Source organism: Polaromonas sp. (assembly GCF_036676035.1).
Classification (GTDB): Bacteria; Pseudomonadota; Gammaproteobacteria; order Burkholderiales; family Burkholderiaceae_C; genus Polaromonas.
The window spans coordinates 32,965-47,722 of record NZ_JAKFDR010000010.1 but is presented as its reverse complement, the minus strand read 5'-3'; the positions used below and the strand labels follow the sequence as shown (position 1 = coordinate 47,722).

Sequence of the window (14,758 nt, the reverse complement as noted above, 5' to 3'; positions counted from 1 at the left end):
GGCCGCTGGAGCTTGCACACACAGCGGCCTGGTTTTCAAGCGATTCAACCCGCTACACCGGCTGCCGCCCCACTCCAGCAGGGGCCGCGGAACCGGCTTAGCCGGGCCGCAGGCGCAGCGGCCCCCTCGGGGGGCAGGAAGCTACACGCAGTGAGCGACCGTGGGGGCTCAAGACCGCTCAAGACCTGCCTGCGCGTTTGCGATCGCTCTCTTTGAGGTAACGCTTGCGCAGACGGACGGACTTCGGCGTGATTTCGACCAATTCATCGTCTTCAATGAATTCCACGCCGTATTCCAGCGTGCATTCGATTGGAGGGGTGATTTTGATCGCGTCTTCCTTGCCGCTGACGCGGAAGTTGGTCAGCTGCTTGGTGCGCGTGGCGTTGACCACCAGGTCGTTGTCGCGGCTGTGGATACCGACAATCATGCCCTCGTACACCGGGTCGTTGGCCCTGACGAACATGCGGCCGCGGTCGTCCAGCTTGCCCAGCGCGTAGGTGAAGATTTCACCATCGTCCATGGAAATCAGCACGCCGTTTTTACGGCCGCCGATGTCGCCCTTGTGCGGCTCGTAGCTGTCGAAGATGTTGGAGATCAGGCCCGAGCCGCGCGTCAGGTTCAGGAATTCATTGGTGAAGCCGATCAGGCCCCGTGCCGGGATGCGGTATTCCAGGCGCACGCGGCCACGGCCGTCCGGCTCCATGTTGACCAGTTCACCCTTGCGCTCGCCCAAAGCCTGCATCACGCCACCCTGGTGCTGGTCTTCGATGTCGGCGGTCACCATTTCGATGGGCTCGTGGCGCACGCCGTCCACGTCTTTGTAGACGACGCGCGGCTTGGACACAGCCAGCTCGTAACCTTCGCGGCGCATGTTTTCCAGCAAAATCGTCAAGTGCAGTTCGCCGCGGCCCATGACTTCGAAGATACCTTCTTCATCGGTTTCCTTGACGCGCAGGGCCACGTTGTGTTGCAGTTCCTTTTGCAGGCGGTCCCAGATCTGGCGGCTGGTGACGAACTTGCCCTCGCGGCCGGCCAACGGGCTGGTGTTGACGCAGAAGTTCATGGTCAGGGTCGGTTCATCGACCTTGAGCATGGGCAGCGGCGCCGGATTGACCGGGTCCGTGATGGTCACGCCAATGCCGATGTCAGCAATGCCGTTGATCAGCACGATTTCGCCGGGGCCTGCTTCCGTGGCCTGCACGCGTTCGAGGCCCTGGAAGGTCAACACCTGGTTGATCCGGCCCTTGACGGCTTTGCCGTCCGGGCCTTCCATCACCACCACGTCCATCATGGGCTTGATCGTGCCCTGGCTGATGCGGCCGACGCCAATCCGCCCCACAAAGGTCGAAAAGTCAAGCGCGGAAATTTGCAGTTGCAGCGGCGCGGCAGGATCGCCCTTTTGGGCCGGCACATGCTTGAGGATGGTGTTGAACAGGGCCGACATGTCAGGGCCCCACTGTTCGTTCGGCGGGCCCTCTTCCAGCGAAGACCAGCCGTTGATGCCGGAGGCGTAGACCACGGGAAAATCCAGCTGCTCATCGGTGGCGCCCAGCTTGTCGAACAGGTCGAAAGCGGCGTTGACCACCTTGTCGGGGTTGGCGCCCGGCTTGTCGACCTTGTTCACGACCAGGATGGGTTTGAGGCCCAGGGCCAACGCCTTCTTGGTCACAAAACGCGTCTGGGGCATGGGGCCTTCTTGCGCATCGATCAGCAGCACCACGCCATCAACCATCGACAGCGCACGCTCCACTTCACCGCCGAAGTCGGCGTGGCCGGGGGTGTCCACGATGTTGATGTGCGTGCCTTCCCAGGTCACGGCGCAATTCTTGGCCAGGATGGTGATGCCGCGTTCCTTTTCGATGGCATTGTTGTCCATCACGGTGTCGACCACTTTCTCGTGCTCGGCAAAGGTGCCGGACTGGCGCAGCAACTGGTCAACCATGGTGGTTTTGCCATGGTCAACGTGGGCGATGATGGCGATATTGCGGATTTGTTTGTGGCTCATGGTTGGCTTTCAGGAAAACTCGAAACGGGTACGGGTTAATGTTGGAAAGAAGGAGCGGCAACGCCTGCCGGCGCCGCAGCGAAATCGGGTTTGGAACGTTCGGCCTGCGTTCTGGCGGCTTGCAAAATGTCCTGTATTTCAACCGGGCTCAGCAAACGCTGCGGAATGAGTTCATCCGCGGTGATGTGGGCCGAACCCAGGAACGCCGGGGGTTCGGCGCCATAGACCTGCACCAGCGGCGCATCACTGCCCCACTGCCCGGGCGTTCCCCGGCGGCGCAGGCCACTCAAAAACCGCCCTGCATTATCGGCGTCCAATGTGACAGACGGGTACGCGGCGACCAGCGACTGCGTGGGCAGCAGACAGGCCTCGCGTTCGGGCTCGGTCATGGCCTCGAACGCCGGCAAGCTGACGCATTGGTTCACCCCAAAGCCTCCGGTTGCCAGCCGGCGCAAGGCGCCCAGATGCGCGCCGCAGCCGATGGCTTCGCCAATGTCTTCACCCAGGGTGCGGATGTAAGTGCCTTTGCTGCAGGTTACTATGATTTTGATAGCTGCCGGCGCACGTTCATCCTGGGCTGCAAGCATATTCAGCTTGTGGATGGTGATGTGGCGGGCTTCCCGCGCCACATCCTCGCCGGCGCGCGCGTACTCATAGAGTGCCTTGCCGTCTTTCTTGAGCGCTGAATACATGGGCGGAATCTGCGTCAGCGGGCCGGTGAAGCGGCGCGTCATGTCTTCCAGCAGCTGCGGGGTGATGGCCGGCACCGGCCGGGTTTCAATCACATCGCCTTCGGCATCGCCGGTGCTGGTTTTTTGCCCCAGCAGCAGCAGCGCTTCGTAGGTCTTGTCCGCATCGAGCTGGATCTGGCTGAATTTGGTGGCCGCCCCAAAACACAGCGGCAACACCCCCGTGGCCAGTGGGTCCAGCGTGCCCGTGTGCCCCGCCTTGTCGGCGCGCAGCAGCCACTTGGCCTTCTGCAAGGCCTGATTGCTCGACAGGCCCAGCGGCTTGTCAAGCAGCAGCACGCCATGCACGGGACGTCGCTGTATTTTCTGGCGGGAACGGATGGTTTGCGTCATAAAGTATCGACAGGCTCAGCGCACGGCCCTGCCGCGCGCCTGGTTGGTTCCAGCTGCCCCGAGCCTGTCGGAGGGCCAAGAACCCGGTCAGTCGTCTTTTGCGCGGGAAGAGACCGCCTTGGCAATCAAGGCGTTCATGTCGGCCGCACGTTCGGTGGTGCGGTCAAACTGGAAATGCAGGGTGGGCACGGTGTGAATCATCAGGCGCTTGAACAGGCCGTTGCGCAAAAAACCGGCGGCCTGGTTGAGTGCTGTTTCGCACTCTTTCGGATCGCCCACCAGCACACTGAAAAACACCTTGGCATGTGCGTAGTCGGGCGTGACTTCGACGGCCTGAATCGTGACCATCCCTACCCGCGGGTCTTTCAGCTCGCGCGCGATCAGCTCCGTCAGATCGCGTTGGATCTGGTCGGCAACGCGAAAACCGCGGTTGGGGGTGGAAGACTTTTTACGCATGAAGAAAATGATCTTGGTCTGACGGCCGCCTGCCGGCCGCAGGGCTTGCAGGCGGCCTGTCGTTTACAAGGTTCGTGCCACTTCCTTGATTTCAAAGAACTCCAGCACGTCACCCTCTTGGATGTCGTTGTAGTTCTTGATGTTCAAGCCGCACTCAAAGCCTTCCTTGACCTCTTTCGCATCGTCCTTGAAGCGCTTGAGCGAATCGAGCTCGCCGGTGAAGATGACCACGTTCTCGCGCAGCAGGCGCAGACGCGCGGTGCGGCGCACCAGACCCGAGGTAACCATACAGCCGGCAATGGAGCCGATCTTGCTGACCTTGAACACCTGGCGGATTTCGGCGGTACCGATGACTTCTTCCTTTTTGTCCGGCGTCAGCATGCCCGACATGGCGGCCTTGAGTTCGTCCACAGCGTCATAAATGATGTTGTAGTAACGGATGTCAACGCCGTTGTTCTCGGCCAGCTTGCGGGCCTGGGCGTCAGCCCGGGTGTTGAACCCGATCAGCACGGCTTTCGAAGCAATCGCCAAGTTCACGTCCGATTCGGAAATGCCACCGACCGCGGAGTACACCAGCTGGACCTTGACCTCGTCGGTCGAGAGCTTGAGCAGCGATGCGCTGAGCGCTTCCTGCGAACCCTGCACGTCGGCCTTGACGATGATGGGCAGCATTTTGACTTCGCCTGCCGTCATGTCGGAGAACATGTTCTCCAGCTTGGCGGCCTGCTGCTTGGCCAGCTTGGTATTGCGGAACTTGCCGGCGCGGTAGGTGGCGATTTCACGGGCGCGACGCTCGTCTGTCATCACCATGAATTCATCACCGGCTTGCGGCACTTCGGTCAGGCCCTGGATTTCCACCGGAATGGACGGACCTGCCGTTTTGATGGTCTTGCCGTTTTCGTCCAGCATCGCACGCACACGGCCATAGGTCGAGCCTGCGAGCACCACGTCACCGGTTTTCAGCGTGCCGGACTGCACCAGCACCGTCGCCACAGGGCCGCGGCCCTTGTCAAGTTGCGCCTCGATGACCAGGCCTTTGGCCAGGGCCTCGACCGGCGCGCGCAGTTCCAGCACCTCGGCCTGCAGCAGCACCTGCTCCAGCAAGGTGTCGATGCCCGCACCGGTGCGGGCTGAAACCGGCACAAAGGGAGAATCACCACCGAACTCTTCGGGAATCACTTCTTCAGTGACCAGCTCACCCTTGACACGGTCCAGGTTGGCATCCGGCTTGTCGATCTTGTTGATGGCCACGACAATAGGAACGCCGGCCGCCTTGGCGTGCTTGATGGCTTCCTTGGTCTGCGGCATCACACCGTCATCGGCGGCGACCACCAGAATCACGATGTCGGTCGCCTTGGCGCCGCGGGCACGCATGGCGGTGAACGCCTCGTGACCTGGCGTGTCCAGGAACGAGATCACGCCGCGCGGCGTTTCCACGTGGTAGGCCCCAATGTGCTGGGTAATGCCGCCGGCCTCGCCCGCAGCCACTTTGGCGCGGCGGATGTGGTCGAGCAGCGAGGTCTTGCCATGGTCCACGTGGCCCATGACGGTGACCACCGGCGCGCGTGGCAGCGACTCGGCTTCCTGGCCCTGCACATCGTCGTCGGTGAAGGCTTCCGGATCGTCCAGGGCCGCCATCATGGCTTTGTGACCCATCTCTTCCACCACAATCATGGCGGTGTCCTGATCCAGCGGCTGGTTGATGGTGACCATCTGGCCCAGTTTCATCAGGTGCTTGATCACTTCGGACGACTTGACGCTCATCTTGTGCGCCAGCTCGGCGACCGTGATGGTTTCAGGCACGTGAACTTCAAGCACCTTGAACTCGGTCGGCGCCACAAAGGTGGATTCGGGACGGGCGTCCCGGTCGCTGGAGCGGCGGCCACGCGGACCCGCGCGGAAACTGCCGCGCCCCGGAATGGCGGGTGCGCCACGCGTCTTGATTTCTTTCTTCTTGGCCGCATCGTCTTTCCAGGTCGAAGACAGGTTCTCCGACTTGACCTCTTTTTTGCCCGCGGCACCGGCCGCAGCAGGCGCCGCTGCACCGGCTGCCGGTTTGGCAGCAGCGCCCGGCGCCGCGGCTGGTTTGTGCAGTGTGCCCTTCATGGCGGTTTTCGGATCGACATGAGGCACCAGCACGCGCTTGGGCGCGGACATCATGGCGCGAATGCCAGCCGCTTCGGCTTCCGCCTTGCGACGCCGTTCCTGCAGATCCTGGGCCCGGGCCGCGTCGGCCTGGAACTCTGCCGTGGCCTTGGCCTTGGCGGCCGCCTGGGTGGCGGTGGCTTCGGCTGCCTTGGTGGCAGCCTGCTCGGCAGCGGCTACATCGGCCGCCTTGGCAGCCTCGGACACTGCGGCTGTGGGCGCTTGCGGGGCTTTTCCGGCGACGGGTTTGGCTTGTTTTTTGGCGGCATCAGCAGCTTGGGCAGCGGCCAAGGCCTGCTGCTCGGCGGCCTGGCGTTCCAGCTCACGTGCAGCCTCTTTGGCGTCCTGCTCTTCGCGCAGGCGGCGTTTTTCAGCCAGCTCTTCTTCCTGGCGGCGCAGCAGCTCGGCGTGGCGGCTGGCTTCCTCTTCGCGGCGGATCAGCTCGGCGTCGTCAATGACGGGCGCTTGCGGAGCCGCGACTTCAGGCTGCAGGTCGTCAACGGTCACATCCGCGCCTTCATCGCGTTTGACAAAGGTGCGTTTCTTGCGCACTTCAACCTGGATGGTGCGGGCCTTGCCCGTGGCATCCGCCTGCTTGATCTCGGTGGTCGATTTCTTGACCAGGGTGATTTTTTTGCGTTCAGCCGTGACGGTGCCATGGCTGGCCTGCAGATAGCCGAGCAGCTTCTGCTTGTCGGCCTCCGACAAATGATCACTGGCTTGCGCCTTGGCAACGCCCGCACTGGTCAATTGCTCGATCAGCGTGGCGGTGGGTTTATTCAGTTCAGCTGCGAATTCAGCGACGGTAGTGGTACTGGACATATTTTGTTTTCCTGACTGGCCTCCATGATCATTGCTCTTGGGCCGTTGCAGGTGCAGCGGTGTCGGCAGCGTCACCGGTAAACCAGTGGGCGCGGGCAATCATGATCAGGGCTTTGGCTTCGTCCGCAGACTGGCCAGTGATTTCGGTTAATTCGTCCACAGCCAGGTCGGCCAGGTCGTCGCGGGTGTGAACACCCGATTCAGCCAGCTTGGCGATCAGCTCGGGGGTCAGGCCTTCAAGGTCACGCAGGTTCTGCGAAACTTCTTCAACGCCTTCTTCCTTGGCGATTTCCATGGTCAGCAATGCATCTTTGGCGCGGGTGCGCAGCTCGTTGACCGTATCTTCGTCAAAAGACTCGATCTCCAGCATTTCCTGCAGCGGCACGTAAGCGACCTCTTCCAGGCTGGTGAAGCCTTCGGAGATCAGGATGTCGGCGATTTCCTCGTCCACATCGAGCTTTTCCATGAACAGCTTGCGGCTGGTGTCGGTCTCGCTGGCCTGCTTCTGGGCGGACTCGTCAGCGGTCATGATGTTGATTTTCCAGCCGGTCAGCTCGGCCGCCAAGCGCACGTTCTGGCCACCCCGGCCGATCGAAATGGCCAGGTTTTCCTCGTCGACCACCACGTCCATGGCGTGACGCTCTTCGTCCACCACGATGGAAGACACGTTGGCCGGCGCCAGCGCGCCAATCACAAACTGGGCCGGGTCTTCGCTCCACAGCACGATGTCGACACGCTCGCCGGCCAGTTCGTTGGTCACGCCGTTGACGCGGGTGCCGCGCACGCCCACGCAGGTGCCGATCGGGTCCACGCGCTTGTCATGCGACAGCACGGCGATCTTGGCGCGCGAGCCGGGGTCGCGGGCGCAGGATTTGATCTCCAGCAGGCCCTGCTCGATCTCGGGCACTTCCTGACGGAACAGCTCGATCATGTACTCGGGGGCGGTGCGCGACAGGATGATGGGCGCGCCACGCAGCGTGGTGTCGACTTCCATGATCATGGCGCGGACGCGGTCGCCGGAGCGCAGGTTTTCCTTCGGGATCATGTCGCCGCGGCGCAGGCGGCCTTCCACCCGGCCGGACTCGACGATGATGTCGCCCTTGTCCATGCGCTTGACGGTGCCGACAAAAATCTTGTCGCCACGCGACATGAAGTCGTTGAGCAGCATTTCGCGCTCGGCGTCACGGATTTTTTGCAGAATGACCTGCTTGGCCGCTTGCGCGCCAATCCGGCCGATCGGCAGGCTCTCAACCGGTTTTTCAATGTAGTCGCCTTCTTCGATGTCGGCGATTTCATCGCGCGCATCGCTGATCAGCTCTTCCGCATCGGGGTTTTGCAGACCGGCCTCATCGGGCACGACCAGCCAGCGACGGAAAGTTTCGTAGTTGCCGCTATCACGGTCGATCGCCACGCGAATGTCGACTTCGCCTTCGTACACCTTTTTGGTGGCTGAGGCGAGCGCCAGCTCGACGGCGCCAAAGACGACGTCACGTTCAACATTTTTCTCACGCGATATGGCATCAACCAACATCAACAGTTCGCGATTCATTTCACAAGCCTGCCTTTCTTTTATATCTCTGTAGCCGGGGCGCTTTTCGGTTTGCGTCCCTTGAAGTCAACAATAGGCGCCAAACGCGCCTGGGCAATCTCATCCAGCGTGAAGCCCAGCGCCTGCAGCGGTGCGGGCGCCTTCTTCTTGCTTACCTTCTGCCCGGGTTTGGGAGCGGGCTCATCGCTCCACACAATCTGCCACCCGGCTTCAGGGCGCTCCTTGTCGGCGCGCTCCAGCGTGCCGCGGAATTTTTTGCGGTTGGCCGCCACCGGCGACCCGGCACTGGCCGCCACACCAATCGGCGCTTTCAGGGTGATGTCAATCTGCTCACCGATGAAACGCTCAAAATCTTTTTCATGACGCAGGGGCCGGTCAATGCCCGGCGAGCTGACCTCAAGGCGCGAATACTCGGCGCCTTCGACTTCGAGCACAAACTGCAGCTGGCGGGTGACCTTCTCGCAGTCTTCGGCATTGACAAACTGCTCATTGCCGGGGACATAAGGCATGTCGATCGTGACGCGCAGCAAACCACCGCCGGTGCGCTCAATGTCCACCAGCTCATAACCCAGTCCGGTCACTGTTTGCTCAATCGTGTCGTGTAAGGCCATTCAGTCTTTTAAAACCCCAGCATGCAAAAACAAACGCCCAAAAAAAATGGGCGGTGAAAACCCGCCCATTTGGTCGTGAAGCGCATATTGTAACGCGCCGCACCATTTCATGCAAACAATTTTCGTGCCTGACTTCAACTGGACGGCTTCAGCTTGTAGTCGGCATCACGCTACCACCACCAGGGTAATTTTACAAAATAGCAATGCATTCATCCCTGTTCGCAACAGGCTTTGAAGGGGCGGCAGCAACCCTTGAGTGGCAAAAACTGTCCTGCAAATGAGACAGCAAAGCCTGGGCAGCCTTAATTCACAATAAATTGTTTAATATCAATATGTTATGCAATTTACTTAAAGTCATTTATTGAATTTGATGACCGTCAAATCTGAGCCACCAAAACCTGTGTGTAAGGGTGTTGGGGCCTGTCCAGCACGTCCCCGACGCTGCCGGATTCAAGCACATCGCCATCTTTCATGACCATCACCTGATGCGCCATGGCGCGGATCACCTCCACATCGTGGGTGATCAGCAGGTAGCTCAGGCCGCGTTCGCGTTGCAGCCGTTGAAGCAATTGCAGCACCTGCTTCTGGATTGTCACGTCCAGCGCGCTGGTCGGCTCGTCCAGGATGAGCAGTTCGGGCCGGACAATCAGCGCCCGGGCGATTGCGATTCGCTGGCGTTGGCCACCTGAAAACTCGTGCGGATAGCGCTGCAGCAAGCCGGGAAACTGGGCTTCGCTCATGCCCACATCGGCCAGCGCCTGCTCGACGCGCTGCCGCCGCTCGGCCGGCGTCATGGCACTCTCATGCACCAGCAGGCCCTCCTCCACAATGGCTTCGATCGTCATGCGCGGCGACAGGGACGAAAACGGATCCTGAAACACCACCTGAACGGCGCGCCGGATCGCCTTGTTGCTGGCGGCTTGCCGGCTCCAGTGCTTGCCTGCCGCCTGCAGCGTTCCTGAAAAGGGGTGCAGGCCCAGCGCCGCCAGGGCCAGGCTGGACTTGCCCGAGCCCGACTCGCCCACCACGCCCAGCGTCTGGCCGGCGGGAATGCGAAAACTTGCGTCCTTGACCGCCACAAACTCGCCGCGTTTGAACCAGCCCCGGATGCCGGGCCGCGGCACCGGGTAAGCCACGCACAGCTTGTCGGCCTGCATGACGGGCGCCCGCGACGGGTCGGGCAGCGCCTGGGCCACATCCCGGGTCGGCTTGCTGTCAATCAGTTTGCGGGTGTAGGCGTGCTGCGGCTTGGCAAACACCGCCGCCACCGGGCCCTGCTCCACGATGTGGCCGTTTTCCATCACGGCGATGCGGTCGGCGAAGCGGCGCACCAGATTCAGGTCGTGCGTGATCATCAGGACGGCCATGCCGTTTTGCCGCTGCAGGTCGCCCAGCAAATCCAGAATCTGGCCACGCAGCGTGACATCGAGTGCGGTGGTGGGCTCGTCGGCCAGCAGCAGTTTGGGCCGGCAGGCCAGCGCCATGGCGATCATGGCGCGCTGGCGCTGGCCGCCCGACAGCTGGTGCGGAAACGAGCGGGCCCGCCGTGCAGGCTCGGGAATGCCGGTATCTGCTAGCAATTTGATTGCTTCTTGCGCACATTCCGCGCCGGTCAAGCCCTGTTTTAGCTGCAAAACTTCAGCAATCTGGTCGCCCACGCTGAACAGCGGGTTCAGCGCCGTCATCGGCTCCTGAAAGATCATGGCGATCTCTTCGCCGCGCATGCCCCGCAGCTCGCGCGCAGGCAAGGCCAGCAGGTCGCGCCCGTTGAAGGTCGCGGTGCCGCGGAGCTCGGCGTTTTGCACCAGGCGCAGCAGGCTCAGCGCCGTGACCGTCTTGCCGGAGCCCGACTCGCCGACCAACGCCAGTTTTTCACCGGGCTGGATGGTGAAATTGATGCCGTGCACGACTTCCTTGCCGCCAAAAGTCACGCACAGATTTTTGACGTCTAACAAAGCCGTCATAGAGCCCCCACGCTTGTCGCTACGCGTACTGCGCTGCCCCCCGAGGGGGCCTTCGCGCCTTGGAGCGGTCCTGTGGCGCTCATTTTTCCGCCTTTCTGGGATCGAGCGCATCGCGCAGCGCATCGCCCATGAAGGTCAGCAGCAGCAGGGTCACGACCAGCACGGCAAAGGTCGACAGTGAAATCCACCAGGCATCGATGCTGGCCTTGCCCTGGCTCAGCAATTCGCCCAGCGACGGGGTGCCGGGCGGCACGCCGAGGCCCAGAAAGTCCAGCGAGGTCAGCGCCAGAATGGCGGCGCTCATGCGAAACGGCAAAAAGGTCACGACGGGCGTCAGGCTATTGGGCAGGATATGGCGGCGGATGATCTGCCAGTTTGACAGCCCCAGGGCTCTGGCCGCGCGCACGTAGTCGAGTTGCCGGTTGCGCAAAAACTCGGCCCGCACATAGTCCGACAGGCCCATCCAGCCAAACAGGCTGAGCAGCACCAGCAGCAAGGCCAGGCTGGGTGCAAACACCGCGCTGAAGATGATCAGCAGGTACAGCTCGGGCATGGACCCCCAGATTTCAATAAAGCGTTGGAAAGCCAGGTCGGTCTTGCCGCCAAAGTAGCCCTGCAGGGCGCCGGTCAGCACCCCCAGCACCACGCCGAAAAACGTCAGGGCCAGCGCAAACAGCACGCTGACCCGAAAGCCATAGATCAGCTGGGCCAGCAGGTCGCGGCCCCGGTCGTCGGTGCCCAGCCAGTTGGCCGCCATGGGCCGCGAGGGGTTGGGTTCCTTGGCAAAGTAATTGATCGTTTTCGGGCCATAGGGGTTGGGTGCGTAAATGGCCCAGTTGCCGCCCTGCCCCAGCCGTTCCCGAATAAAGGGGTCCAGGTAGTCGGTGGTGGTTTCAAAGTCGCCGCCGAAGACTTTCTCGGGGTAGTCGCGCACCATGGGAAAGTAGTAGCTGTTCTCATAGCGCACGAGCAAGGGGCGGTCGCTGGACAGCACTTCGGCAAACAGGCTGAGCACGACCAGGCCGCAAAAAAGAACCAGGCTCCAGAAACCGAGCCGGTTGCGCTTGAATCTCAGCCAGGCGCGCCGACCCGGAGACAATGATGCCCCCACGCTTGTCGCTTCGCGTACTGCGCTGCCCCCCGAGGGGGCTAATTTTCCTAGGGGCGGCCCGTCGGAAAATTGCTTTGCTTCTGCACTATCAATCGAACTTGACACGAGGATCCACCCACACATAGGACAAATCTGAAATCAGCTTGGTCACCAGGCCGATCAGGGTGAACAGGTACAGCGTTCCCAGCACCACCGGGTAGTCGCGCCGGATCACGCTCTCATAACTCAAAAGCCCCAGCCCATCGAGCGAAAACAGGGTTTCGATCAGCAACGAGCCCGCAAAAAACGAGCCGATGAACGCCGCCGGAAAGCCGGTGATGATGGGGATCAGCGCGTTGCGAAACACATGTTTCCACAGCACCTGCCGCTCGGACAGTCCCTTGGCGCGCGCCGTCACCACATACTGCTTGCGGATTTCCTCCAGAAAGGCGTTCTTGGTCAGCATGGCCGTAACGGCAAAGCTGCCCAGCACCATGGCGGTGACGGGCAAGGCGATGTGCCAAAGGTAGTCCACCACCTTGCCGCCCCAGCTGAGTTCGTCCCAGCCGCTGGAGGTCAGCCCGCGCAGCGGAAACCATTCGAGCTGGCCGCCAAAAATCACCAGCAGCGCCACACCGAGCACAAAACCCGGGATCGCGTAGCCCACCAGCACCAGCAGCGTGGTGACCAGGTCAAAGCGCGAGCCGGCGCGCACCGCCTTGGCCACGCCCAGCGGCACCGCCACCCCATAGCTGATGAAAAAAGTCCACAGGCCCAGGCTGATGGACACCGGCAGTTTTTCCCAGATCAGCGACGACACGCTCTTGTTCTGGAAAAAGCTTTTGCCGAGGTCGAAGCGCGCGAACTGGCCCAGCATCTGCCCAAAGCGTTCGTGGGCCGGTTTGTCAAAGCCGTAAAGCGCCTTGATCTGCTCAATGCGTTTGGGGTCCACCCCCTGCGAGCCGCGGTAGCTCAGGCCGCCACCCTCCGCGCCCGTGCCGCTGCCGGCCTTGGCCTCGGCCAGGTACTGCTCGACCGGGCCACCGGGCACAAACTGGATCACGCAAAAGGTGATGAGCAACACACCCAACAGCGTGGGAATCATCAGCAGCAGGCGTTTGAGGATGTAAGTGAACATGGAGATGATTATTTAGCCCACCAGGTGTCCATGGCCCAGGTCTCGCCCTGGGAATACGGTGGCGTGACGGCGGGCCGCGCCAGGCGTTTGTCATTGAACACCATGCGGTGCGTCCCGGCCGCCCACTCGGGGATCAGGTAATGGCTGTGGCTGATCACGCGCTCCAGCGCCCGGCAGGCCGGTAGCAGCTCGGCCTTGGTTTTGGCCGCTGTCATTCTGGTAATCAGTGCATCAACGGCCGGACTGCTGACGCCGGGGAAATTGCCTGAGTTTTCGGTTTTGGCGGCCTTGCTGCCAAACATGTCGGCAAACTCCTGGCCCGGGTTGTGCGTGCCCTGGTAGGCCAATGAAATGATCTCGAAATCGAACTGGTCCAGGCGCTGCTGATAGAGCGCAAAGTCCACCTGGCGAAAGGTCAGTTTGATGCCGAGCTTTTCCAGCGCTCGCATCCAGGGTGAGACGACGCGCGCGCTGCCTTCGTTGCTGTCCAGGTATTCGAGCACCATGGGTTCGCCCTTGGCATTGCGCAGCGCGCCGCCCCGCACTTCCCAGCCGGCCAGCTTCAGCAGCTCGCGCGCCTTGCGCAGGTTGGCGCGTAGCGACGAATCGCCGTCGGTCCGGGGAGGCACCGTCATGGGGCCAAACGTGCTATCTGGAATTTTGCCGCGCCACGGCTCCAGCAGGGCCAGTTCCTCGGGGCCGGGCGTGCCGCTGGCAGCGCAGTCGGTGTTGCCGAACAGGCCATTGACTCGCTGGTAGGAGCCGTAGAACATCTGCCGGTTCATCCACTCGTAGTCGAGCGCGAGGCCCAGAGCCTGGCGCACGCGCGGGTCCTTGAGCTTGTCCTTGCGCGAGTTGAGCACGAAGCTCTGGAAACCCGATGGCAGCCGGTGCCTGAACTCGCCCTTGACCAGCTCGCCCGCCTCAAAGCGCTTGCCATTGACGCGGCGCGCCCAGTCGCCCGCTGAAAAAAAACGCATCAGGTCAAACTCGCCGGCCTTGAGCGCTTCGAGCCGGGCCGTGTTGTCGCGGTAGATCTTGACGGTCATGCGGTCAAAGTTGGCGCTGCCGCGCCGCACATTCAGGTCCTTGGCCCAGTAGTTGGGGTCGCGCACATAGGTAATGTCCTTGCCAAAACGCACGGGGCCTATCTTGTAGGGGCCGCTGCCGATGGGAATGTCGGTCACGATCTGGTCAAAGGGCTTGGGCTTGCCGTTGACGGCGCCCCAGGCACGGCTGAAAACCGGCAAGCCGCCCACCGTCAATGGCAGCTCGCGGTTGGGCTTTTTGAAGCGAAAGCGCACCGTGCGCTGATCCACCACGTCCAGTCCGGCCACGTCTTCCAGCGCGGTTTTGTAGCCCGGCGAAGTGTAGGGGCCCATCAGCATGTCATAGCTGTACTTGACGTCGGCAGCCAGGACCGGCAGGCCGTCATGAAAGCGTGCTTCCTTGCGCAGATGAAAGGTCGCGCTCAAGCCGTCTGCGGCCACCTCCACCTGCTAGGCCAGCAGCCCGTAGCCCGAGCCGGTTTCGTCCAGCGAGCCGATCAGCAGCGAGTCAAACATCAGCCCGGCCAGGTAAGCCGGCGCACTGCCCTTGATGGTGAACGGGTTGTATTTGTCAAAGGTGGAGACCCGCAGGTTGCTCACCAGCCGCAGTTCGCCGCCCTTGGGAGCCTGCGGGTTGACGTAATCGAAATGGGCAAAGCCGGCCGGGTATTTGAGGTCGCCCCATAACGCGTAGCCATGGGTGGCCCAGACGGGTGACGCCCCCCACAACGCGCTGCATAACGTGCCATATCGCGCCAACCAGACCAGCATTCTTCGCATGCGACAATTCTGCATCACTTAAGCCGGTAAAAATCCCGCGGCCGCAAGGGCCTCACTATTTTTTGCC

General features: G+C 61.9%; 9 protein-coding genes and 1 pseudogene. All 10 read right to left on the bottom strand.

The annotated features are described in order from the left end of the window. Positions 1-178: 178 nt before the first annotated feature. The 10 genes and pseudogenes from typA to V6M61_RS02040 all read right to left on the bottom strand — a co-directional run bounded on the left by typA (position 179) and on the right by V6M61_RS02040 (position 14,682). Positions 179-2,005, bottom strand: coding sequence for a translational GTPase TypA (typA, locus tag V6M61_RS02085; protein ID WP_332774898.1), 1,827 nt, complete (start codon positions 2,003-2,005; stop codon positions 179-181). A 35-nt stretch (positions 2,006-2,040) separates the two neighbouring features. Further along, a complete protein-coding gene (truB, locus tag V6M61_RS02080; RefSeq protein WP_332774897.1) occupies positions 2,041-3,087 on the bottom strand; it encodes a tRNA pseudouridine(55) synthase TruB in 1,047 nt (348 codons plus the stop codon). Positions 3,088-3,174: 87 nt separating this feature from the next. Then, positions 3,175-3,543: a 30S ribosome-binding factor RbfA gene (gene rbfA / locus V6M61_RS02075; protein ID WP_332774896.1), complete on the bottom strand. Its 369-nt coding sequence runs from the start codon at positions 3,541-3,543 to the stop codon at positions 3,175-3,177. A gap of 63 nt (positions 3,544-3,606) precedes the next feature. Next, positions 3,607-6,510 (bottom strand): translation initiation factor IF-2, encoded by a 2,904-nt coding sequence (gene infB, locus V6M61_RS02070; protein WP_332774895.1) that lies wholly within the window; start codon positions 6,508-6,510, stop codon positions 3,607-3,609. A gap of 28 nt (positions 6,511-6,538) precedes the next feature. Beyond that, entirely contained in the window at positions 6,539-8,059 is a 1,521-nt protein-coding gene (gene nusA / locus V6M61_RS02065) for a transcription termination factor NusA (protein ID WP_332774894.1), read from the bottom strand. A 20-nt stretch (positions 8,060-8,079) separates the two neighbouring features. After that, entirely contained in the window at positions 8,080-8,670 is a 591-nt protein-coding gene (gene rimP / locus V6M61_RS02060; protein WP_332774893.1) for a ribosome maturation factor RimP, read from the bottom strand. A 377-nt stretch (positions 8,671-9,047) separates the two neighbouring features. Next, positions 9,048-10,634, bottom strand: a complete 1,587-nt coding sequence (locus V6M61_RS02055) for an ABC transporter ATP-binding protein (protein WP_332774892.1) — start codon at positions 10,632-10,634, stop codon at positions 9,048-9,050. A 79-nt stretch (positions 10,635-10,713) separates the two neighbouring features. Continuing rightward, positions 10,714-11,745 carry an ABC transporter permease gene (locus tag V6M61_RS02050; protein WP_332774891.1) on the bottom strand — a complete coding sequence of 344 codons (1,032 nt, stop codon included), beginning with the start codon at positions 11,743-11,745 and terminating at the stop codon, positions 10,714-10,716. Positions 11,746-11,833: 88 nt separating this feature from the next. Further along, positions 11,834-12,862 (bottom strand): microcin C ABC transporter permease YejB, encoded by a 1,029-nt coding sequence (locus V6M61_RS02045; RefSeq protein WP_332774890.1) that lies wholly within the window; start codon positions 12,860-12,862, stop codon positions 11,834-11,836. 8 nt (positions 12,863-12,870) lie between these two features. After that, positions 12,871-14,682: pseudogene (locus tag V6M61_RS02040) on the bottom strand (extracellular solute-binding protein). Positions 14,683-14,758: the final 76 nt, after the last annotated feature.